At 67.4% G+C, this 22,833-nt stretch carries 19 protein-coding genes, 1 tRNA gene and 1 pseudogene; 13 read left to right on the top strand and 8 right to left on the bottom strand.

From position 1 onward, the window contains the following. From H5407_RS24615 to H5407_RS03040, 5 genes are all read left to right on the top strand, one after another. The coding region (locus H5407_RS24615) for a heme utilization protein (protein ID WP_183102928.1) at positions 1 to 4,309 on the top strand (4,309 nt) is incomplete at its 5' end. Between the two features lie 145 nt (positions 4,310 to 4,454). After that, the gene (locus H5407_RS03055) at positions 4,455 to 5,264 is read left to right on the top strand and encodes a DUF2189 domain-containing protein (RefSeq protein ID WP_255501030.1); all 810 of its coding nucleotides are present in this window, start codon (positions 4,455 to 4,457) and stop codon (positions 5,262 to 5,264) included. A 5-nt stretch (positions 5,265 to 5,269) separates the two neighbouring features. Continuing rightward, positions 5,270 to 5,488, top strand: coding sequence for a DUF2788 domain-containing protein (locus tag H5407_RS03050; protein ID WP_183102927.1), 219 nt, complete (start codon positions 5,270 to 5,272; stop codon positions 5,486 to 5,488). Positions 5,489 to 5,495: 7 nt separating this feature from the next. Then, positions 5,496 to 6,110: a YitT family protein gene (locus H5407_RS03045; protein ID WP_183102926.1), complete on the top strand. Its 615-nt coding sequence runs from the start codon at positions 5,496 to 5,498 to the stop codon at positions 6,108 to 6,110. A gap of 658 nt (positions 6,111 to 6,768) precedes the next feature. Further along, a complete protein-coding gene (locus tag H5407_RS03040) occupies positions 6,769 to 7,362 on the top strand; it encodes a hypothetical protein (RefSeq protein WP_183102925.1) in 594 nt (197 codons plus the stop codon). Positions 7,363 to 7,372: 10 nt separating this feature from the next. Here the strand turns inward: H5407_RS03040 and H5407_RS03035 are convergent, their stop codons facing one another. After that, complete coding sequence (locus H5407_RS03035) at positions 7,373 to 8,242, bottom strand: alpha/beta hydrolase (protein ID WP_183102924.1); 870 nt, start codon at positions 8,240 to 8,242, stop codon at positions 7,373 to 7,375. A gap of 108 nt (positions 8,243 to 8,350) precedes the next feature. On the opposite strand from H5407_RS03035, the gene H5407_RS03030 reads away from it, so the two are divergent. The 7 genes from H5407_RS03030 (at position 8,351) to H5407_RS03000 (ending at position 14,066) form a co-directional block, all read left to right on the top strand. Next, positions 8,351 to 8,426 (top strand) — tRNA-Ala (locus H5407_RS03030). Positions 8,427 to 8,681: 255 nt separating this feature from the next. After that, positions 8,682 to 9,308, top strand: coding sequence for a pyridoxamine 5-phosphate oxidase (locus tag H5407_RS03025; RefSeq protein ID WP_183102923.1), 627 nt, complete (start codon positions 8,682 to 8,684; stop codon positions 9,306 to 9,308). A gap of 89 nt (positions 9,309 to 9,397) precedes the next feature. Beyond that, positions 9,398 to 9,739, top strand: coding sequence for a hypothetical protein (locus H5407_RS03020; RefSeq protein WP_183102922.1), 342 nt, complete (start codon positions 9,398 to 9,400; stop codon positions 9,737 to 9,739). A gap of 53 nt (positions 9,740 to 9,792) precedes the next feature. Next, complete coding sequence (locus H5407_RS03015) at positions 9,793 to 10,698, top strand: HD-GYP domain-containing protein (RefSeq protein WP_183102921.1); 906 nt, start codon at positions 9,793 to 9,795, stop codon at positions 10,696 to 10,698. A gap of 373 nt (positions 10,699 to 11,071) precedes the next feature. Further along, on the top strand, positions 11,072 to 13,105 hold the full coding sequence (locus H5407_RS03010; protein ID WP_255501029.1) for a ribonucleoside triphosphate reductase: 2,034 nt from the start codon (positions 11,072 to 11,074) through the stop codon (positions 13,103 to 13,105). Positions 13,106 to 13,199: 94 nt separating this feature from the next. Next, positions 13,200 to 13,346 carry an anaerobic ribonucleoside-triphosphate reductase gene (gene nrdD / locus H5407_RS03005; protein ID WP_404935580.1) on the top strand — a complete coding sequence of 49 codons (147 nt, stop codon included), beginning with the start codon at positions 13,200 to 13,202 and terminating at the stop codon, positions 13,344 to 13,346. 6 nt (positions 13,347 to 13,352) lie between these two features. Further along, a complete protein-coding gene (locus tag H5407_RS03000) occupies positions 13,353 to 14,066 on the top strand; it encodes an anaerobic ribonucleoside-triphosphate reductase activating protein (protein WP_183102918.1) in 714 nt (237 codons plus the stop codon). Positions 14,067 to 14,218: 152 nt separating this feature from the next. Here the strand turns inward: H5407_RS03000 and otsB are convergent, their stop codons facing one another. Beyond that, positions 14,219 to 14,995 (bottom strand): trehalose-phosphatase, encoded by a 777-nt coding sequence (gene otsB / locus H5407_RS02995; protein WP_183102917.1) that lies wholly within the window; start codon positions 14,993 to 14,995, stop codon positions 14,219 to 14,221. A gap of 13 nt (positions 14,996 to 15,008) precedes the next feature. Then, a complete protein-coding gene (locus H5407_RS02990; protein WP_183102916.1) occupies positions 15,009 to 17,351 on the bottom strand; it encodes a trehalose-6-phosphate synthase in 2,343 nt (780 codons plus the stop codon). Positions 17,352 to 17,474: 123 nt separating this feature from the next. On the opposite strand from H5407_RS02990, the gene H5407_RS02985 reads away from it, so the two are divergent. Beyond that, the gene (locus tag H5407_RS02985; protein ID WP_183102915.1) at positions 17,475 to 19,292 is read left to right on the top strand and encodes a glycoside hydrolase family 15 protein; all 1,818 of its coding nucleotides are present in this window, start codon (positions 17,475 to 17,477) and stop codon (positions 19,290 to 19,292) included. A 21-nt stretch (positions 19,293 to 19,313) separates the two neighbouring features. On the opposite strand, the gene modA is transcribed toward H5407_RS02985, so the two are convergent. The 5 genes and pseudogenes from modA to H5407_RS02960 all read right to left on the bottom strand — a co-directional run bounded on the left by modA (position 19,314) and on the right by H5407_RS02960 (position 22,823). Next, a complete protein-coding gene (modA, locus tag H5407_RS02980; protein WP_255501028.1) occupies positions 19,314 to 20,027 on the bottom strand; it encodes a molybdate ABC transporter substrate-binding protein in 714 nt (237 codons plus the stop codon). 148 nt (positions 20,028 to 20,175) lie between these two features. After that, a pseudogene (locus H5407_RS02975) lies at positions 20,176 to 20,343 on the bottom strand (hypothetical protein); the annotation flags it as partial. 206 nt (positions 20,344 to 20,549) lie between these two features. Next, positions 20,550 to 20,879: a copper-binding protein gene (locus tag H5407_RS02970; protein ID WP_183102913.1), complete on the bottom strand. Its 330-nt coding sequence runs from the start codon at positions 20,877 to 20,879 to the stop codon at positions 20,550 to 20,552. A gap of 11 nt (positions 20,880 to 20,890) precedes the next feature. Then, positions 20,891 to 21,373, bottom strand: coding sequence for a DUF411 domain-containing protein (locus H5407_RS02965; protein WP_183102912.1), 483 nt, complete (start codon positions 21,371 to 21,373; stop codon positions 20,891 to 20,893). Between the two features lie 34 nt (positions 21,374 to 21,407). After that, positions 21,408 to 22,823: a multicopper oxidase family protein gene (locus H5407_RS02960; RefSeq protein ID WP_183102911.1), complete on the bottom strand. Its 1,416-nt coding sequence runs from the start codon at positions 22,821 to 22,823 to the stop codon at positions 21,408 to 21,410. Positions 22,824 to 22,833 lie beyond the last annotated feature (10 nt).

Here is a 22,833-nt window from a genome sequence, read left to right as displayed (position 1 = left end):
GAGCTCCGACCAACTGGCCACGCTGACCACCGCCCAGGTCACCGCACTGACCACGGCGCAGCTGCGCGCCCTGTCCAGCGACGACCTCAACGCCCTGGGCACGGACCAGTTCAAGGTCTTGACCAGCGCCCAGGTCGGCGCCCTGAGCTCCGACCAGATCAAGACCCTGCAGACCGAGGACTTCGCGTCCATCAACACCGCGGCCCTGCGTGGCATGAGCTCGGTCCAGGTCGGCGCGCTCACCACGGACGAGATCGTGGCCCTGACGACGGCCCAGGCTGCCGCGCTCACCAGCAGCCAGGTCGCCGGCCTCACCAGTGACCAGATCGCCAAGATCGAGACCGACGACCTGCGTGCGATCAACACCGGCACGCTCAAGGCCCTTGGCAGCGAACAGATCGCCGCCCTGACATCCGACCAGATCGTGACCCTGACCACGGCCCAGGTCGCCGCCCTGGCGACCGCGCCCGGCAACCAGTTCGGTGGTTTCTCCACCGACGAGATCAAGGCCCTGACCACCGCCCAGGCCGCGGCGCTCACCAGCGCACAGGTCAAGGGTCTGAGCACCGACCAGGTCGCGGCCTTCGAGACCGACGACCTGCGCGCCCTCAGCACCGCTGCCATCAAGGCCCTGGCCACCGAGCAGATCGCCGCGCTGGGCTCCGACCAGATCGGCGCGCTCACCACCGCCCAGGTCGCCGCCCTGACCACCGCACAGATCCGCGGCATGGGCAGCGACGACCTCAACGCCCTGGTATCCGACCAGATCAAGGTGCTGAGCTCGGCCCAGATCGCGGCCATCGGTACGGACCAGATCCGCACCATGACCACGGACGACTTCGGCAACATCAGCACGGCCGCGCTGAAGGGTCTGACCTCGGCGCAACTGAGTGCGCTGACCAGCGACCAGATCATCGGGCTGTCCACCGAACAGGCAGCGTCCCTGACCTCGGCGCAGATCGGCGGCCTGACCAGCGACCAGCTGATCAAGCTTGAGACCCAGGACCTGCGTGCCCTGAGCACCTCGGTGATCAAGGCGCTCGGCACCGACCAACTGGCTCAGCTGAGCTCCGACCAGTTGGGGGCACTGACCACGAGCCAGGCTCAGGCCCTGACTACCAGCCAGCTCAAGAGCCTCGCCAGCGACGACCTCAACGCCCTGGGCACCGACCAGTTCAAGGCCCTGAGCTCCAGCCAGGTGGCGGCCCTGACGAGCGACCAGATCAAGACGCTGCAGACCGAGGACTTCGCCGCCATCAACACGGCGGCCCTGCGTGGCATGAGTTCCGTCCAGATCGGCGCCCTGACCACCGATGAGATCGTGGCCCTGAGCACCGCCCAGGCTGCGGCCCTCACCAGCAGCCAGGTCACCGGCCTGACCAGCGACCAGATCGCCAAGATCGAGACCGACGACCTGCGTGCCCTCAGCACCGCCGCGATCAAGGCGCTCGGCAGCGAGCAGATCGCCGCGCTGAGCAGCGACCAGATCGTGGCCCTGACCTCGGCCCAGATCGCGGCCCTGGCCACCAGCCCGGGCAACCAGTTCGGCGGCTTCTCGACCGATGAGATCAAGGCCCTGACCACGGCCCAGGCCGCGGCGCTGACCAGTGCGCAGGTCAAGGGTCTCAGCACCGATCAGGTCGCAGCGTTGGAAACCGACGACCTGCGCGCGATCAGCACCTCGGCGATCAAGGCCCTCGGTACCGAGCAGATCGCCGCCCTCGGCTCCGACCAGATCGGGGCCCTGACCACCGCCCAGGTGGCCGCACTCACCAGCGCACAGATCAAGGGCATGGTCAGCGACGACCTGAACGCGCTGGGCACCGACCAGTTCGCCGTGCTGAGCTCCGCACAGGTCTCGGCGCTGGGGACCGACCAACTCCGTGCCCTGCAGACCGAGGACTTCGCGGCGCTCAACACCGCAGCGCTGCGCAGCTTGAGCTCGGCGCAGATCGCCGCGCTGACCACGGACGAGGTCGTGGCACTGACCACGGCCCAGGCTGCGGCCATCACCAGCAGCCAGATCGTGGGCTTCAGCAGTGATCAGCTGGCCAAGATGCAGTCGGACGACCTGCGCGCGATCAGCACGGCAGCCCTGCGCGCCATCAGCACGGACGTGCTGGGCACGCTCGGCTCCGACCAGTTCGCCGCCATGACCACGGCCCAGGTCAACGCGCTGACCAGTGCGCAGATCCGTGGCCTGGGCAGCGAAGACCTGGTGGCCTTCACGACCGACCAGTACGCGGCCATGAGCTCGAGTCAGATCGCCGCCATGGGCACAGACCAGTTCATGAAGCTGGCCACCGACGACCTGCAGGCCATCAGCAGCGCCGGCATCCGCGGCATCAGCAGCGTCCAGCTGGGCGCCATGGGTACGGACCAGTTGGTGGCACTGACCACGGCGCAGTACAGCGGCCTGACGTCCACGCAGATCGCCGGCCTGCACTCCGACCAGATCGCAGCACTGGCCACGGATGACCTGCGCGCCCTCAGCACCTCGGCCCTGCGCAACTTCAGCACCGACCAGTTCGTGGCATTGACCTCCGACCAGGTGGCCGCACTGACGGTGACCCAGGTGGCGGCGCTGAGTTCGGCCCAGATCAACGCGATGGGCTCGGACGACTTCAACGCCATGGGCACCGCCCAGATGGCAGCGCTGACCTCGGTCCAGGTGCCCGGCATCAGCGTGGGCATGATCGCGGCGATGCAGACGGACGACCTTCGCGCCCTGAACGCCTTCGCCGTGCGGGCCCTGAGCAGCGACCAGCTGAACGCCCTGACCAGCGACCAAGTGCCTACGCTGGGCGTGGTGCAGGTGGCCGCGCTGACGACGACGCAGATCCAGAAGTGGGAGACCGCCGACATCCAGGCCCTGGGCTCCGATCAGGTGGCCTCGCTCAGTGCTACCCAGGTCGCGGCGATGACTTCGGACCAGGTCGTGACCTTCTCGTCCGAGGACATCCGCGCCCTGAGCAGTGCTGCCTTCCGCGCCCTGCAGTCGGACGATCTGCAGGCCTTCAGCTCCGACCAGATCGATGCCTTCACCAGCACGCAGATCGGCCTGCTGACCTCGGCGCAGGTCAAGGGCATCGACAGCGCGGACATGGCGGCCTTCAGCAGCGACGATATCAAGCTGCTGTCGACCTCCGCCCTGCGTGCGCTGTCGACCGAGCAGTTCGGGGCCCTGGGCACCGAGCACATCGCTGCGCTGAGCACGGCGCAGGTGCTGTCGCTGACCACGGCCCAGATCGGCACCTTCAGCAGCGATGACATCAACGCGCTGAGCACGACGCAGATCGCGGCCTTCAGCTCGGCGCAGATCCAAACACTGGTAACGGAACAGTTCGCGCAGTTCGCCAGCGATGACATCAAGGCGCTGACCACCTCGCAGATCGCCGGGTTGACGACGGAGCAGATCCGTAGCCTGACGACGGAGCAGATCCTCGGCATGGAGTCCGAGGACATCGCCAAGCTGAACATGACCCAGTTCGCCGCGCTGACCACGGAAGTGATCCACGCGATGACGGGCGCCCAGCTGGATGCCCTGTGGCTGACCTCGCCCATCGTGCTGGACCTGGACGGCAACGGTGTCTCGACGACCGCAGCCGCCCAGGGCGTCAGCTTCGACTTGAACGGCACGGGCAATGCCCAGAAGTGGGGTTGGGTGGGCGGCAACGACGGCCTGCTGGTCATGGACCGCAACGGCGATGGCCAGATCAATGACGGCAAGGAACTGTTCGGCAGCGGCACCTTGCTGGCGGACGGCAGCCGCGCCGCCAACGGCTACCAGGCCATGGCCACGCTGGACAGCAACCTCGACGGCGCGCTGAACGCCACGGATGCCCAGTTCGGCCAGCTCAAGGTCTGGGTGGATGCCAACCACGACGGCAAGACCGACGCGGGCGAGCTGAAGTCCCTCACCGACCTGGGCATCACCTCGCTGGACCTGCATGCGCAGACCGGTACGGAAGTGAACAACGGCAACCTGGTGGGTCTGGTCTCCGGCTACACGACCAGCGACGGCAAGACCCATGACATGGCGGATGTCTGGTTCGCCAAGGACATGGGCCAGGCCGACGGCAATGGAACCGGCATGGGCGACGCCCAGGTGGCGGCCCACGACGCGGGCAAGACCGGCGGCGAGCCCAAGTTGAGCCTGGGCGATGTCCTGGCCGGACCGGCGGGCCATCTGCTGGGCGAGGGTGTCACCCAGCCGGGCAGCCACGGCGTGCTGCACCACCAGTTGGTGCCGATGCGCAAGACGCCTGGCGAGGATGATGAGCTGAACCGCATCACGCCGCTGATCTGAGGCTGAGGTCCTCAGCGAAAGCCGCCCCCGCCACCAGCCGGGGCGGCTTTTTCATGGGCTGTGCCGGCCGGCGGCAGAACGCGGAGCCAGGCATCAGGGTTAGTCTTGATGCCCATCAAGACCCACCTGGACCGAGCATGGCAGCATGAACATCCTGATGCCCAACAAGTACACCGAGAAAGCCCTGCAGGAGTCGCGCCGCTTCGGCGTCAAGCCCGTGCCGCCGCTGCGCCCCTTGGGCTGGCTGGCCCGCGGCTGGGCGGACATGACGCGCTGCCCCGGCCCCTCGCTGCTGCATGGCGTGGTGCTGGCCCTGCTCGGCGCGCTGATCTTCCTGCTCGGGCGCGATCGCTTCTGGCTGCTGGCCGGAGCCTTCAGCGGCTTCCTGCTGGTGGCTCCCATCCTGGCCACCGGGCTGTATGCCATCAGCCGCGAGATCGAGGCCAACCGCCACCCTGGCCTGCACACCGTGCTGAATGCCTGGAAGCCGCGCGATGGGCGACTGGTGCTCTTCGGCGTGCTGCTGGCCTTTGCAGGCACAGGCTGGGTGATGACCTCGGCCTCGCTGATCACCGGCTTTGCCGGCGTGCCCATCCTGAAGCCGCTGGACTTCCTGCGCCATGTGGTGCTCAACGAGCAGAGCCATCTCTTCGAGATCTGGCTGGCGCTGGGCGCCCTGCTGGCCGCCCCGGTCTTCGCCTCCACCGTGATCGCCGTGCCCTTGCTGCTGGACCGCCAGATCGGCGTGCTGGGCGCCGTGTTCACCAGCTGGCGCGTGGTCATGGAGTACCCGGCACCGGTGGCGCTGTGGGCCGTGCTCGTCATGAGCCTCACACTGCTGGGCATGACCACGCTGATGCTGGGCTTCGTCGTCGTGCTGCCCTGGCTGGGGCATGCCAGTTGGCATGCCTATCGCGACCTCGTCGATACCTCGGGCCTGACCCGCAACGACTAGAAGAGATGTTTGGCTATACCGAGGAACAGATCGCCCAGTTCGGGCTCAGCGTGGGCGTCACGGCCTTCATGCTGTATATGGTCTTCATCATCCTGCAGCTGGCCCGCGAGTCCAAGGCGGGCAAGTTCGGCACCTTCATCCTGCTGCTGGGCCTGGGCTTCGGATTGGTGGGCTTTGCAGCCAAGGGCCTGATCAAGTTCTTCCTGGCCGGAGTGGGCGAATGAGGGCCATATGGGCGTGATCAGCACCAAGAGTTTCCGGCACACGCTGTTCGAGGACGCGCAGGCCCTTCTCACGGGCACGCTCTTCGTGGCCCTGGGCGTGGCCCTGTTCAAGCAGGTGGGCATGCTGACCGGCGGTACCGTGGGCATCGCCTTCTTGCTGCACTACGCCAGCGGCTGGCCCTTCGGCCTGCTGTTCTTCTGCATCAACCTGCCCTTCTATTGGCTGGCCTACCGGCGCATGGGCCTGGCCTTCACACTCAAGACCGTGGCGGCGGTGACGCTGATGTCCACGCTGTCCGAGGCCTTGCCACGCCTGGTGCAGTTCTCGCAGATCAACACATGGTTCGCAGCCATCGCCGGCGGGCTGATGATTGGCGCGGGCATGCTGATCCTGTTCCGTCATCGGGCGAGCCTGGGCGGCCTCAACATCCTGGTGCTCTACCTCCAGGACAGCCGCGGTTGGCGCGCCGGCTACATGCAGGCCGCGCTGGATGCGAGCATCCTGCTGGGCTCGATGGCCGTGGTCAGCCCCGAGCGCATCGGCTATTCGCTGCTGGGCATGGCGGCGATGAACGCCGCCCTGGCCATCAACCACCGGCCCGGGCGCTACATGGCCGTGTGAACGGCGGAGCAGGTGGCATGCGCCGGCCCGCCTGCAGGACGCCTCGACCGTCCTCTCCACCGCAACGGTAAGCGCTGCAGCAAGCCTGGCGGCAAATTCTGCATGGGCAGCACGGCCCGAGATGCAAGGCCACGCCAGCCGCATCCGCACTTGCGCGGGCATTGCCGCATTGCCGTTCGGGCACATCACTTGCCATCGCACTGCCGCGTGTCCGGCCCAGCTTCCTGGGGGGTGCGCACGGCCGTCATCAAGCCTTACTCAGGCACTTCAGGAGCGAGGGGGCCAACGCTTTGGCCGATGCATGTCCCGAGGCTGGCGCGGGGCAATGAATCGATCTCCAACGCCGGCATGGGTCGAGACACCCATCACGCGGGGCCTGTGCAGGCGTGCGCCAGCAGCATTTCATCCTGCCTCAGGCCGACGCACGGCTGAGCGGCATCCGGGCGGCGAGGCACTGCTGGCCACCCTTGCACGGCGCTGTGTACGGAAGGCCTGGAGGCCTCGCAGATCAACCAAAGAAGGTCACACCACCATGAACCAACTCGCCCCCCTGCTACACCTCAGGCGCGCCGCCTCAAGGCTCCCCGGGAGCCGCAGAGCGCTCCTGCCCTCGATACTGCCCGCCTCGCTGCTCTGCATATTGATCGCCTCGAGCCTCTTGCAACCGGCGCGGGCCAGCCTGCTGCGCTACACCGTGAGCGGGGTGTTCGACGCCGGAAGCCTCGCAGGCCGGCATTACCTCGAATCGTTCACCTTCGACGACACCGGACGCCCGTTGGTCCTGGGTGGCACACCCTGGACCACCCCCTTGCTGGACTTCCATCTGGAGGTTGAATCACAGAGCAAGGTCTGGTCACTGAACGACTGGCCGCTGGAGCATGTCTTCTCCCAGTGGCTGGACGCGGACGGCTTCACCAACCGCCGCGCCCATGTCTCCACGGCTGGCCCGCGCGGCAAGCCGCCGGCGTTCGCCGACTTCCACGACGATGGCGCACCGCACTCGCGGACCTACCATGTGAAGTGGTATGACTGGGATGTCTGGAACACAAGGCAGACGGACTCCCTGGACTTCGACCCCCAGGTCTTCATCACGCAGGTGCCGGAGCCCGGTTCCGTCGCCTTGGTGTTGTGCGCCCTGCTGCTCGCGGGAGGGCTGCGCTTCTCGGTGGGCCAGCGGCACTCAACGGACCATCCCGGGCGGGACACCAACTCCACGCCGGGTGAAAGGCTCGATCCCGCAGAGCCAGCCTAGCCCTAGAGCACTAGAGCAGCGGGCTGTACCAGCGCAGGTCCAGCAGCTTGCGAGCCAGCGCGTGGGTGACGCCCTCGGGCGCCACAAGGTCGTAGAGCAGGTCGAAGTGGTTGTAGCCGGGCACCTCTTCCAGCACGGGCACGGCCTGATGGCCCCAGGCCTCCTGGATGAGACGGCACTGACGCTTGAATTCCTCGCTCTCAGCGCCGCCAACCACGGCATACAGCGGCGAGTCCGGCGGTGCCTGGTGCACCGGGCTCAGACGCCGGGCGCTCGCTTCGTCCAGGCGCAGGTCCGGCTGCAGAAAGGGCGTGTGCACCAGGGGCGACAGCTCGTGCAGGCCCGAGATGGACAGCGTGCCCTTGACCAGTTGGCGCGGAAGGTCCGGCGCCAGGCTCTTCCAGTCGAAGCAGCTCAGCAGCGCGGCCAGATGGCCGCCCGCCGAATGGCCGGCCAGCACGATGTGGTTGGGGTCGCCGCCATACTCAGCGATATGCCGCCAGACCCAGGCCAGGGCCTCGGCCAGCTGCAGGGGGATGCGCTCCATGCTGACCTCGGGGCACAAGTCGTAGCCCGGAATGACCACCACCGCGCCCTCGCTGGTGAAGCCCGGCGCGATGAAGGAGAGATCCTCCTTGGACAGTGCCCGCCAGTACCCGCCGTGGATGAAGACCAGCACAGGCGCTTTGGAGACGCTGTCGCTGAACACGTCCAGGTGCTGACGCGGGCCGCTGCCGTAGCGGACGTCGAGCTGGCAGCGCGCCTGCACCCTCACGAGTGCGGAGGCCTCGGACCAGCGCTGCAGGATGTCCTCCGCGTCCGGCACCCGGCGCCGGTTGTTGTATTGCGACTCGAACCAGTCGCCGCTGTGCTCGGGCATGACTGCTCCCGGGCTTCGGCCCGGGCTCCGTGGCGAAGCCTGCAGTTTCGCTCAGTTCCAAACCGGACTCGCGCGAACCGGAGTGCATGGCTATACTTTTCGCGACGTGGGGGGGTAGCTCAGCTGGGAGAGCGTCGCGTTCGCAATGCGAAGGTCGGGAGTTCGATCCTCCTCCTCTCCACCACGGTGCCGGATCGTGCAGCGCAGCACGGCTCCATTCCATTCGCGCGGACTGGGTCCGAAGACCGCGTGCCACCACAGGTTGGTCGAGCCTGCCTGCTGCCGGTCTGACCTGTCAGAGCATCTTCTGTGTGTCGCCTTTGTTCCGCCCGGCGAAACATTGCATTTGGCCCGGCGGTCATTCCGGTTTCTGCGTTACTCGCCCATAGTTCGGTCACCCGCTGCTTAGCCACGGGGTCAACGACACCCGGACCGAATCATGAGCCGTGCCCACCCAGACTTTGCTTTCACGCCCGCCCTGCCTGCCTTGCAGGGCCGCATGGGCAGCCGCACGTCCCGCACCCGCCTGGACCCTGCCGAGGACCGCCGTGGCGCCCCGACCGATCGCGAAACCAAACCCAGCCGCGAGCATGATGTCGTCCACCAGGCCACCGCGAGCGAAGCCGGCTGGCGCCATGCGCAACTGAAGAGCGGCCAGGCCAGCTTTTTATGGGGGCTGGACGCCAAGACACGGGCCTATGCCAACTGCGACAGCGATCTCCAATGCATCAGTGTTGGCGAGCTCGATGGCGACGACCGCGTCGCCCACGTGCGGATGAACGACGCCACCCAGCGTCGCCTGAAGACCCTTGGCCGTGTGCGCCCGGCGAATGAGGCCGACGATCTCGCCCCGGCGTCCGGGCTCCAGCTGCCGCAGCACCGGGCCCAGGCCGGGCGGGCCATCGTCATCACGGTCGAAGCCTACGAGCGGAACTGCACTCAGCACATCATGCCGCGCTTCAGCGAAGCCGAGATCCAGCGGGCCATGCAGCCCTTGCGCCTCGAAACCAAGCAGGCGCGGTGCGAACAGGCCCGGCTGCGGGACGCATCGCCCCAACGCCCCTAGTTGTTCGGAGCCCACCGTTTTCAAGCCTGACCCGGCACGAGGCCGCCGGGCCGGGCCAACTCATCCCGCCTCAAGCTCAGGAGCCCACCATGCACATCAAGCAAATGCTCGCCAAGGCCCGTTCCGACGCCACCATCACCCCGGTCGAGGCGCGCGATGCGATGCTCGGCTGCTTCGTCACCATTCACGGCGAGACGCTCAAGCGCGGCGCCGCGCTGCTGGGCAAGCCACTCAGCGACGAGCAGGCCGAGCACCACGCCACCGTCATCATGAAGGGGCTGCTGGGCCCGCAATGGGACCGGCCGAGCAAGGCGGCGCTGGCCGATGCGCGTGTCCGTATGGACCAGAAGATGAACTTCTCGCAGGCTCCGCAAGACCTGCAGGACCTGCACGAGCAGGTCTGCACGCTGATCGTCAGCAAGACCGCCTGAGACCGCGACACCCCTTCTTGCAGGCCCGAGCCTGCCCAATGAAACGACAAGACATGACGAGTTCTGAATCGCAAGCACTGACAGATGAAGTACAGGGCCTGCGCCAGGAATTGGCAAGCCAACGCCAGGCGCTGCTGGCCAGCCTGCTGGTCTCGGCCTGGATGGTCGAGGCACGCGACCCCTACACCGGTGGGCACCTCTGGCGCGTGGCGCGCATGGCCCATGCGCTGGCCCTGGCGTCGGGCAGCACTCCACGCGAGGCCAGCCGCATCGCGATGGCCGGATTTCTGCACGACCTGGGCAAGGTGGGGATTCCCGATGCCATCCTGCGTAAGCCGGGTCGGCTGACCGACGAGGAATTTGCGACGATCAAGACGCATCCACGCGTGGGGGCGCGCATGCTGTCCGGCCATCCCCTGGCGGAACTGGTTGTGGGTGTGATCCATCATCACCACGAGATGCCCAACGGCCGGGGCTATCCCTTGGGCCTTGTCGAGGACGAGATTCCGCACGACGCCCGGCTGGTCGGCATCTGCGATGCCTTCGATGCGATGACCAGCACACGCCCCTACCGCGCGGGCATGCCCATCGTCAAGGCCCTGGACATCATCGAGTCCGAACTGGGCAGGCAGTTCGACCGCCTGCTCGGGACCCAGTTCGTGCGCATGGGGCGCGATGGTGCCTTTGACGGCATCGTCGGCCACAGCGACGACGGCATCCCCCTGCAGCACTGCCCGGTCTGCGGACCGACTCTGGTTCGCACGCGCAGCGCGCGCGCCGGGCATCACCTGGGCTGCCCTGCCTGCACGGCGCGCTTCACCTGGACTGACTCCGAGCAGGGGCTTCGCGCCATGCCAACAGGCGGGTACGCCGAGGCAGAAGAACTGGAGCCCGCCTTGGATCGTGCCCAGATCGAAGCGCTGGTGCTTGATTGGGCGGAGGCGATGGGCGCCATCTGACCCGAAAAAACCAACTAACGCCATGAATGCGCACCACGGCTACATGCACCGGAGCGACCCCACCCATGTGTCGGCAGCCGTCCGGTGCCCCTGCTGACCAGGCAGCTCATGCGCGCCCGCGATCATCGGGCACTGCCGGCCAGCTGGATTCAGGGGACGGCTTCATGCCGTCATTTGCGTTGGATCAGAGTCCTTGCGCCGGTGAATGGGCAGGATGCGAGCACTACATCTAGTCGTCAATTGCATTGGTGGCACTATATGTAGTGCATCACAGCAGACACGCCACAAGGAGGAAGACATCCGTGGCGCCTGCCCCCCATCCAGCGGCAGTGCGGGCGCGTGCTGCCAGCTGCCAGACAGCGAGAGCATGACCTTGACTCATTCACAGGAGCTCGCCCGTGCGGCGGGCGCCCTGCGCTACGTTCGCAAGCGCGACGGGCAGCAGGTACGCTTTGATGCCGGGAAGATCGTCGGGGCGCTCAGCCGCGCTGGCGCCGCCACGGGCGAACTGGATGGCGCGAAGGCCTGCCGGCTGGTTGAAGAAGCGGTGCTGCCCGCGCTTCCCGCCGAGCCTGGCGTGGAACAGATCCAGGACGCGGTAGAGGCGGCCCTGTTCGCAGCCGGACTGCGTCGCACCCTGCGCGCCTATGCCGTCTACAGGGAACAGCACCGCAGCCTGCGCAAGACCAGGCAGACGCTGGTCGATGTGCAGGCCACCATGGACGAGTACCTTGGCCAGCAGGACTGGCGCATCAAGGCCAATGCCAATCAGGGATGGAGCCTGGGCGGCCTGATCCTCAACGTCTCCGGCAAGGTCGTGGCCAACTATTGGCTGGACCAGGTCTACCCGCCCGAGATCGGCCAGGCCCATCGCGAGGCAGACCTGCACATCCATGACCTGGACATGCTCAGCGGCTACTGCGCCGGCTGGTCGCTTCGCACCCTGCTCAACGAGGGGCTCAACGGAGTCCCGGGCAAGGTCGAGTCAGGGCCGCCCCAGCACCTCAGCAGCGCAATCGGCCAGATCGTCAACTTCCTGGGCACCCTGCAGAACGAGTGGGCCGGCGCCCAGGCCTTCTCCAGCTTCGACACCTATCTGGCGCCCTACGTGCGCAAGGACGGGCTGGGCCATGCAGAGGTCCGCCAGGCCCTGCAGGAGCTGATCTACAACCTCAACGTACCCTCGCGCTGGGGCACGCAGACGCCCTTCACCAACCTGACCTTCGACTGGGTCTGCCCGCAGGACCTGCGCGAGCAGGTGCCCATGATCGGCGGACAGGAAATGCCCTTCTGCTACGGCGAGCTGCAGGCCGAGATGGACCTGATCAACCGCGCCTACATCGAAGTCATGATGGCCGGCGATGCCAAGGGCCGAGCCTTCACCTTCCCTATTCCCACCTACAACATCACGCCCGACTTCGACTGGGACAGCCCCAATGCCCAGGCCCTGTTCGAGATGACGGCCCGCTACGGCCTGCCCTATTTCCAGAATTTCCTGAACTCGGAGCTGCAGCCGAATATGGTGCGCTCCATGTGCTGCCGTCTGCAGCTGGACCTGCGCGAGCTTCTCAAGCGGGGCAACGGTCTTTTCGGTTCGGCGGAGCAGACCGGATCGCTGGGCGTCGTCACCATCAACTGCGCCCGGCTGGGCCACCAGCATGCCGGTGACGAGGCCGGCCTGCTGGCGGCACTGGACCGCCTGCTGGAGCTCGGGCGTGACAGCCTCGAGATCAAGCGCAAGGTGATCCAGCGCCTGATGGACGAAGGCCTGTTCCCCTACACGCGCCGCTACCTGGGCACACTGCGCAACCATTTCTCCACGCTGGGGGTCAATGGCATCAACGAGATGGTCCGCAACTTCAGTGCCGACCGCGAGGACATCACCACGCCCGCCGGCCATGCCCTGGCCTTGCGCCTGCTGGACCACGTGCGATCGCGCATGGTCGAGTTCCAGGAGCAAACCGGCCACCTCTACAACCTTGAGGCCACGCCGGCCGAAGGCACGACCTACCGATTCGCCAAGGAAGACCGCAGGCGCTTCCCCAGCATTCTGCAGGCCGGGAGCCCGGAGCAGCCCTACTACACCAACAGCTCGCAGCTGCCGGTGGGCTTCACCGACGACCCCTTCGAGGCGCTCGAGCGCCAGGACGAGCTGCAGCGCAAGTACACCGGCGGCACGGTGCTGCATCTCTACATGAACGAAGCTCTGTCCAGCAGCGAGGCCTGCCGCGAGTTGGTGCGGCGCTCGCTGTCGCGATTCCGCCTGCCCTACATCACGGTCACGCCGACCTTCTCCATCTGCCCGACCCACGGCTACCTCAGCGGCCACCATGAGTTCTGTCCCCGCTGCGACGAGGCCTTGCTGGCGCGCAAGCGAAGCGAGGCCCGTGCGGTCTGCTGCGCCTGATCCCGGCGCCCTTGCCCCATTCATCAACCCGCCAAGGAGACTCTCCATGCAAGCCTGCGACTCTCTGCTCCCCACTTCGCCCACCACCTCGCCCATGCTTCCGGATGCCGAACGCCAGCGCTGCGAGGTCTGGACCCGCGTGATGGGCTATCACCGGCCCGTCAGCGCCTTCAACGTCGGCAAGCAGGGTGAATTCAGCGAGCGCCAGCACTTCCAGGAAGCGCGTGCCGCACTGGACTGAAATCGCATGCAAGACCTGACCCTGGGCGGCCTGAGCCGCTTCAGCTCAGTGGACTGGCCAGGGCGGCTGTGCGCCGTCTTCTTCGTCCAGGGCTGCCCCTGGCGCTGCGGCTACTGTCACAACCCCGGCCTGCAGCCGCGTCAGCAAGCTGCCCTCGACTGGCACGAAGTCCTGGCCTGGCTGCCCGCCCGGCGCGGCTTGCTGGACGGCGTGGTCTTCAGCGGTGGTGAGCCCCTGCTGGACGCCGCCCTGCCCGAGGCCATGCGTCACATCCGCTCACTGGGCTTCGCCATCGGGCTTCATACCGCAGGCATCTACCCTGAACGCCTGCGCACCGTGCTGCCGCTGCTGGACTGGGTAGGGCTGGACATCAAGGCCGCCCTTGACGAAGCTGGCAGCTACGAACGCATCACAGGGTCACGCACGGCCTGGCAGGACGCACGGGACTCCCTGGACCTGGTGCTGGCTGCGCAGCGCGCGCAGGCCCTGAGCTATGAATGCCGCACCACCTGGCATCCAGACTGGCTGGACACGCCAGAGCTGCAGCGCCTGGCGGGTCAGTTGCATGAACGCGATGTGCGGCACTGGGTGCTGCAGGAGGCGCGCCACACGCCTTGCTGGCGACCGCAGGACTCCCGACGGGTGGCCGACCAGCGCCTGGCCCTGCGCTCCTTGCTGCCCACCGCCTTGCCCCAGGTGAGCTTTCGCCCGACGGCCTGAGCGAGCGCAGGCCGCTCATCGGACACGCCCTTGCCCCGCTATTCTTCCCATCCGCTGCTTGAGCATCTCGGCCGGGCGGGCATTGGCACGGCGAGGGTGAAGCCGGGACCAGGGGGCATCTGCCTTGGGGCAAGGGGAACCGCGCGGCCCTGTCAGAGGCTCCCGGCACCTGGCTCGCAGGAAGCCCCGAGCATCCGATCCAGCAGCAAGGCCATCTCCCTCGGACTGTCCAGGTAGAAGCGAGCCCTGGAGTGCCAGCTGGTGCGCCCCACCTTGATGGTCAGCCAGTGCGCGGGTGCGCGCCGGAAGACAGGTTCGTCATTGACGTCGTCACCAATGAAGACGGCCGATCCCGCGCCCTCTCGGGCCACCACGGCATGAACGGCGTCGGCCTTGTCCGGAGCCCGGGCGGCGACGATATTGAAGACCAGCTTGCCGCCGAAGACGTGCAAGGCCGGGCCTGCCGTCTTCAGGATTTCCTCCAGCCGCTGCCGCGCGAGCTCGCGGTCCCGCGCCATGCGGTAGTGCAGGGCAATGGAACTGCGCTTGTCCTCGACATGCACGCCCAGGGCCTGCAGCTCGGCACGGAAGGGCTGCAGCCACTCGCGAGCCGACTCCATGGCATTCACCCACATGGGCGAGGGCTCGAGCAGCTCGCTCTCAGCGCCATGGCTGCCGACGATGTAGGTCGGCGTGAAGTCCAGGCGCTTGCGCACATCGGCCACCTCGCGGCCCGTCACGATGGCCACGGGCAGGCGCTGCGCGAGCAGGCGCAGTCGGCTGACAACGCCGGACGGCATGCGGGCCCTGTCCGGCATTGCGACGATAGGGGCCAGCGTGCCGTCGAAATCAAAAGCCAGCAGCGGGCGGGAGGCCATGGTGGCGGCCAGCGCCAGCTCACCCTGCGGGCTGAAGATGTGCAGCTTCATGCCCGCACCGCCCTCACCCCGATCCCAGGCGTCGCACCCGCGCCTCCACTCGCGCCCGCAGGCGCCAGCGGCCGGCATCGGCCAGCATGCGCGCCGCCCACCGGAAGACGTTGAACTCGCGCACCGTGCTGCGAAGGCTCGCCATGCGCTCGCGCTGCTCGGCAGGCGGCATGGTGGCGGCCTGCAGCAGGGCATCGGCCGTCTCCTCGACGTGGTACGGGTTGACGATCAGGGCCTCCGTCATTTCGCGCGCCGCACCGGCAAAACGGCTCAGCACCAGAACGCCCTGCTGGTCGTCGCGGGCGGCCACGAACTCTTTGCAGACCAGGTTCATGCCGTCGTGCAGACTGGTCACCACGCAGATGTCGGCCGCGCGGAACAGCTCGTTGACGGCGTCCGGACCGTGGTGCTGGGCCAGCAGGTGCACCGGCCGGTAGCCGGGCTGGCCAAAGCGCCTGTTGATGCGCTCGGCGACCCGTTGCACGTGGTCCTGGAAGCTGCGGTATTCGTCCAGCGAGGAGCGCGTGGGCGCGGCCACCTGCACGAAAACGAAGCGGCCAATCCAGGCCGGCGCCTTCTCCAGCAGGCGCTCGACGGCATTGAGCCGCTCCAGGATGCCTTTGGTGTAGTCGAAGCGGTCCACGCCCACCGCCAGGCACAGATCCTGCGGCAGACCGAGGCGGTCCACCACCTGCTGGCGGCAGTCGGCCACGCTGGGCCAGGAGGCCACCGTGGCGGGCTCGGGCCATTCGATGGAGATGGGGTAGCTCTCCACCAGGGTCTCCTTGTCCTGGAAACGGATGGTGGCGTACTCTGCCTCGATGCGGGCCTCCAGGGATCGGTCCACGGTCTCCATGAAGTTGCGGCAGTGGAAGCGGGTATGGAAACCCAGGATGGTGCTGCCCAGCAGGCCCTGCAGGATCTCCTTGTGCCAGGGGCAAATGCCGAAGGACTCCGGGTTGGGCCAGGGGATGTGCCAGAACGTCAGCACCGTGGCCTGCGGCAGCTGGGCACGGATCATGGCGGGCAGCAGGGCGAAGTGGTAGTCCTGCACCAGGACCACGGGATCCTCGCTGCGGGCCTCCGCCACGACGGCATCGGCGAAGCGCTGGTTGACCTGCTGGTAGGCCGCCCAGTCCGACTCCCGGAAAACCGGTCGCACATGGGCTACGTGGCACAGCGGCCACAGCCCTTCGTTAGCGAAGCCGTAGTAGTAGCCCTGCTCCTCCTCGGGGCTCAGCCAGATGCGGCGTAGCTGGTAGTCTTCCACGCCCGGCGGCACGCCGACGCGGTCATGACGATCCACGGCCTCGCGGTCCGCACTGCCGCTGCCATGCGCGATCCAGGTACCCGAGCAGGCCCGCATCACAGGCTCCACCGCCGTCACCAGGCCACTGGCCGGGCGCCGCACGACCACACCCTCGGGGCCCTGCTCATGGATGTAGGGCTCACGGTTGGACACCACGATGACCTGGTCCCCCCGCAGCTGGGTCTGCAGCAGGTTGCGCAGGCGCTCGCCGGTCCATTCCAGTGGCGCGCCCTGCATGCGGCGGTACTCGTCTTCCAGATCGCGCAGGCTGTTGCGAAGCTCGTCCATGAAGGGCGCCAGCTCCGGCGGCGGCAGCAGCGGGCTGACCAGGCCCTCGCCCCGCATGATGGCCCGCGCCCCCTTGACCCAGCCGCGCCAGCTCAGCTGCGCGACGCTCACGGTGATGAGGGCAATCACAAAACCCAGACTGGCGATGAAGCCGACGAGGTAGCGCCGGGTGTCCTGGCTGCGCTTTTCGATGAAGCTCATGTCATGCAGCAGCACCAGGCGCCCGACGAGCTCAGAGCCCAGGCCGGAGGCCACGGCGCCTCCGGCCGCCGGTGCCGAGGAGGGAGCATCGAAGGTGATCGGCGCGCTGGCCGCGCCGATCCAGGGCTCCGCAGGCACATCCTGCAACAGGCTCGTGATGTTGTGGACACCCACATGCACCGGACCGCCCGCCAGCTTGAGACGCGGATCCTGACGGTTTGCAATGGACAGGACACGGGCACAGATGAGCCCATCCGGGAAAGCGCGCGTAGCATGCAGCAGCACGCCACTGGCATCGCAGGCAGCAATGGCGAAGAGCCGTTCGTCCTGCACAGCGCGGTCCAACAGGCTGGCCAGCCTTTCGCCGCGCGGATCCAGCATGGCTTGCGCCACCGCGTCCGACATGGCATTGACCATCAGCGCACCGCGGCTATTGAGGTCCCTGGAGAACCAGCGCAAGGTAACCTGATCCAGCAGTGGCAGTGCGATATAGGCCGCACCCACCAGCGCAAGCGCCAGAGGAAGCAGAAAGCGCAGTTGGAGTCTGAGTGTCTTCATCCCTGGATCCCGGCATGGCGCGGATTCCGAAGCCGGGCCCGGTGCCATGCGAGCGTTCTTGTACCAATATTGCGGCAACGACGCGCGCTTCATGGGTTTCGATCAGCAACAAGAGGTCTCCGCATGCAGGAAAGCCAATCGCTGCACACCTCGCCAGCGTCTCTGGACCTGGCACTCATCGGCAACTGCCAGATCAGCGCCCTGGTCGATGCGAAGGCCAACATCGTCTGGTGCTGCATGCCTCGTTTCGACAGCACGCCCGTCTTCGATGCATTGATGCATTCGGCGGACGGCATCGGCGCGGAGGGTGTCTTCAGCGTGGAGATCGAGCAGCTGGCACGCACCGCGCAGGGTTATGAGCCGGGCACGGCCATCGTGCGCACCGAGCTCTGGGACGAACAGGGCCAGGGCATCGAGGTGATCGACTTCGCGCCGCGCTTCATCACCCGCGATCGCCCCTTCCGGCCGGCCCAACTGGTGCGGCGCGTGCGCCCGCTGGCCGGCCATCCACGCATTCGCCTGCGCGTGACGCCTCGCGGCGACTGGGGCCGCATGGCGCCCGCCCTCACCCGCGGCAGCCACCACCTGCGCTACGTCCTGCCCGAGCAGGTTCTTCGCCTGAACACCAATGTGCCCCTGACCTACCTGATCGACCAGAGCTGGTTCGCGCTGCACAAGCCGGTGAGCCTGCTGCTGGGGCCGGACGAGACCCTGGACGCAGGCATCGAGGAGACGGCCCGCAGCTTCGAGGAGCAGACCTCCCTGTACTGGCGCCACTGGACCCACCGCCTGGCCCTGCCCCTGCAATGGCAGGAAGCGGTGATACGCGCGGCCATCACCCTGAAGCTGTGCCAGTTCGAGGAAACAGGCGCCATCGTCGCCGCCATGACCACCAGCATTCCCGAGGCCCCCAACAGCGGCCGCAACTGGGACTACCGCTACTGCTGGATCCGAGATGCCTTCTTCGTCGTGCGCGCGCTCAACAGTCTCTCCGAGGTGGGCACCATGGAGGGCTACCTGAACTGGCTCTACAACGTGATTCGCGGTGCGCGCGACAACCACGTGCAGCCGCTCTACGGCCTGGGCCTGGAAGCCGACCTGCCGGAGTCCGTGGTGGAGGGCGTTTGCGGCTATCGGGGCATGGGTCCTGTGCGCATCGGCAACCAGGCCTGCGAACACTTCCAGCACGATGTCTACGGCAGCGTGGTGCTCGGCGCGGCGCAGGCCTTCCACGACCTGCGACTGTTCAGGCAGGCGGATGCCAAGGACTTCGAGGCCCTGGAGTCCATGGGCGAGCAGGCCTGGCTGCTGCACGAGCAGCCCGATGCCGGCATCTGGGAGCTGCGCACGCGGGCCCGCATCCACACTTCCTCGGCCCTCATGTGCTGGGCTGCCTGCGACCGCCTGGCCCACGTGGCCCAACGGCTCTCACGCGCAGAGCGCGCCGCCCTCTGGCGCATGCGGGCTGATGCCATCAAGGCCAAGATCCTGGCCCGCTCCTGGAACGAGAAGCGCCAGGCTTTCGTCGAAAGCTTCGAGGGCTCGGACCTGGATGCCAGCGTGCTGCTGATGGGCGAAGTGGGCTTCCTGAACCCGCAGGATCCGCGCTTCATCAGCACCGTCCGCGCCCTGGAGACCACGCTGTGCGACGGCTACTTCATGCGCCGCTACGAGGGCCGAGACGATTTCGGCCTTCCCCAGACCGCCTTCAACATCTGCACGTTCTGGCACATTGATGCGCTGGCGCGCACCGGTCGGCGGGAGCAGGCCCGGGAGAACTTCGAGGCCATGCTGTCCCGTCGCAACAAGCTGGGCCTGCTCAGCGAGGACATGGCCCCGGCCACCGGCGAGCTGTGGGGCAACTTCCCGCAGACCTATTCCATGGTTGGCATCATCCACAGCGCCGTGCGGCTGTCCGCGCCCTGGGACAGCATGATCTGAAGCCCAGCGCCCCCTGGCGCCTCAGGGCTTCTGGAAGCCGTGGCGGGCCAGCACCGCCTGGCCGGCCGGCGAGCGCAGGTAGTCGATGAACTGGCGCGCTGCCTCGGCGTTGGCGCCGCCGGCCACGGCTGCCACGGGATAGCGGATGGGCGTCTCAGTGGGCACCACGGCGATGACGCGGACCTTCTCCTGCTGCACGGCTGCGTCGGTGGCATAGACGAAGCCGGCATCCACCTCGGCACGCGCCACGTAGTCCAGGGCCTGCCGCACGTTGCTGGCGTACACGGCCTTGTGCGCTACGGCCGGCCACAGCTTAGCGGCTTCCAGCGCGCCCTTGGCATAGCGCCCCGCCGGCACCCCCTCGGGCTTGCCCAGGGCCACGCGCTGCACGGCCGGGAGCTGCAGGTCCGGCAGCGCCTTGACCGGCGACATGCCGGCAGCGGGCACAACCAGCACCAGGCTGTTGGCCACGAAGTCGTGCCGCGTGCCCGCCAGCAAGGCCTTCTGCGCCTCGGCGCGGTCCATGGTCTCCTGATCTGCGGAGGCGAAGACGTCCACCGGCGCCCCCTTGGCGATCTGTGCCAGCAGGGCGTCCGAGGCCCCGAAGTTCAGCCGCAAGCGCGTGCCGGGGTGGCGGGCCTCAAAGGCCGGCGCGATCTCCTTGAAGGCATTGCCAAGGCTGGCCGCCGCGGAGACAGTGAGATCAGCCGCCAGGGCCGGCAGTGCGCAGAGCATGGCGCCGCCAAGCGCGGCCTTTTGGAGGAGATGGAGCGGAAGGAGCATCACGGTGCACAGTCCTTGCGGAGGCGGTGGATTCGACCGAGCGCAATATACACTCATGCATAACGAACACAGCAGGCATCGCCGCGGAGCTTGCGTCCGCTCAAGCCCTGCCCCACCGCAGCAGAAAGGCCGCCGGGATCAGGAACAGCGACAGCAGCGGCGCGCTGCCCCTGCCGCCCAGCATTAGCACGGCAATGCGGCTCATCAGCTCGATGCCCGAGCCACTGCCGAAGACGATGGGCGGCTGGCCGGCCAGGATCACCGCCACCAGCGCGACGGCGGCCGAGGCCGCGCCAGCTGCGGGCAGGCAGAGGCCACCGTGGCCCGCTGCATGAACAGCAGGGCCAGTGACAGGAACCTGCCCATCCAGCGGCGAAGGGCTTGGCGAGGTGCATGCCAGCCAGCATAGACCGCAGCGGATGCTGTGGCTGGCTTCAGCTCAGTGACGGTCAGGGACGAGGATCTCCATGAACCTCAACGAGGCTGGGGCTGCAGTTCCGTCACCACCAGGCTGGCGCCCTTGCGCTCGGCCTTGAAACGCACCCGGTCGCCGGCCTTGACCTGGTCCAGCATGGCGAGGTCCTTCACCTGGAACATCATGGTCATCGGGGCCATGTCCAGGTTGCGGATCTCGCCGTGCTTGATGGTCAGCTTGCGGGCCTCCTTGTCGACCTTGCGAATCTCACCTTCGGTCAGGTCCGCGGCCGGCGCAGAGGCCGTGCTGCCCTGGGCCAAGGCCGACGGTGCGGCCTGCCATCCGATGGCGACCAGTGCGGCGAGTGCGATGTGCTTGAGCGTGTTCATGCTTACGTCCCTCATCGATAGCTTTGGTAGACACGGGTGCTGCCATCCTTCAACAGCAGCAGCACCTCGTAGGGGTCTTGGCGGTAGCCGTAGTCCGGCCCGTCCATGCCTGGCGAGCCGATGGGCATGCCAGGCACGGCCAGGCCCAGGGCCTGCGGGCGCTCCTGCAGCAGGCGCCGGATCTCCCGGGCGGGCACATGGCCCTCCAGGGCATAGCCGCCCACCAGGGCCGTATGGCAGGAGCCCAGGGCCAGGGGGATGCCCAGCCGCTTGCGCGCCTGGGTGTTGCCGCCGTCCGTCACATCGACCTGGAAGCCCTGGGCCTGCAGATGCCGGATCCAGTCCGTGCAGCAAGCGCAGGCCGGGCCCTTCCAGACCTGCACACGGGCAGCCGCGGCAAGGGCCAGGCCCGGCATCATCAAGCTGCCCAGGCACAGGGCGAGGCCCTGCCGCAGGGTCTGGCGGCGGTCGGGGTCAGGTCTTGCCAACTTCATCGCCTTCATCGTGGTGCCTCTGCGTTGCCATGCATCAGTGCTCGCCATGCCCGCCATGGGAGCCCGGCTTGCGCGCACGCAGCTCGGCTTCCGACGGCGCCTTGCGAGGCATGGCCTGCCCGCCAGCCGAGTTGGAGCGCACCGCTTCCGTGAGGTCGCCACTCCATTGGCGCGCCACGGTGCCGGGCGGATGCTGGTACCAGCCCGGATCGCTGTAGTCGCCGGGCTTCTGGTCCCTGCGCACTTTGAGGATGGAGAACATGCCGCCCATTTCAACGCCGCCGAAGGGGCCGTCGCCCGTCATCATGGGCAGGGTATTGTCCGGCAGGGGCATTTGCATGCTGCCCATCTCGGCCATGCCGCGCTCGCCCATGGCCATGTAGTCGGGCACGAGCTTCTCGATCTTCTCGGCCAGGTCCTGCTGCGGCACGCCGATCATGGTGGGCACCTGGTGGCCCATGGCGTTCATGGTGTGGTGGCTCTTGTGGCAGTGCAAGGCCCAGTCGCCCTCCTCGTCCGCGACGAACTCGATCTGGCGCATCTGGCCCACCGCCACGTCGGTGGTCACCTCGGGCCAGCGCGCGGTCTTGGGCACGGGGCCGCCATCGGTGCCGGTCACGGTGAACTCGTGGCCGTGCACATGGATGGGATGGTTGGTCATGGTGAGGTTGCCCACGCGGATGCGGACCTTGTCGTTCCTGCGCACATTGAGCGTGTCGATGCCTGGGAAGACGCGGCTGTTCCAGCACCAGAGGTTGAAGTCCAGCATGGTCATGATGCGCGGCGTGGCGGAGCCGGGATCGATGTCGAAGGCGTTGAGCAGGAAGCAGAAGTCGCGGTCCACCTCGTCGATCAGCGGGTGGCGGCCCTTGGGATGGGTGATCCACAGGCCCATCATGCCCATGGCCATCTGCGTCATCTCGTCGGCATGCGGGTGGTACATGAAGCTGCCGGGGCGGCGCGCCACGAACTCGTAGACATAGGTCTGCCCGGGCTGGATGGCCTTCTGCGTGAGGCCGGAGACGCCGTCCATGCCATTGGGCAGACGCTGGCCGTGCCAGTGCACGCTGGTGTGCTCGGGCAGGCGGTTGGTGACGAAGATGCGCACGCGGTCACCCTCCACCACCTCGATGGTGGGCCCGGGCGACTGGCCGTTGTAGCCCCACAGCCGGGCCTTCATGCCGGGCGCAAGCTCGCGCAGCACGGGCTCGGCCACGAGATGGAACTCCTTGACCCCCTTGTTCATGCGAAAGGGCAAGGTCCAGCCATTGAGCGTCACCACCGGGTGATAGGGGCGTCCGGCGCTGGGCGCGAGGGGCAGCTGGGTGTCGGGACTGGCCTGCTGATGGGCCTCGGGCAGTGCAGCCAGGGCCACACGGCTGACCGAGGTGGCGGACACGGCCGCCGTCAGCGCACCGGCGCCTCGGAAGAAATTGCGTCGGGAAAACATGGGCTGTCCT

The sequence above is a fragment of the Mitsuaria sp. WAJ17 genome, from assembly GCF_014174515.1.
In the GTDB taxonomy this organism is placed as follows: Bacteria; Pseudomonadota; Gammaproteobacteria; order Burkholderiales; family Burkholderiaceae_C; genus Roseateles_B.
The sequence above is the reverse complement of the archived record's forward strand: the minus strand, read 5'-3'. Positions and strand labels throughout refer to the sequence as shown.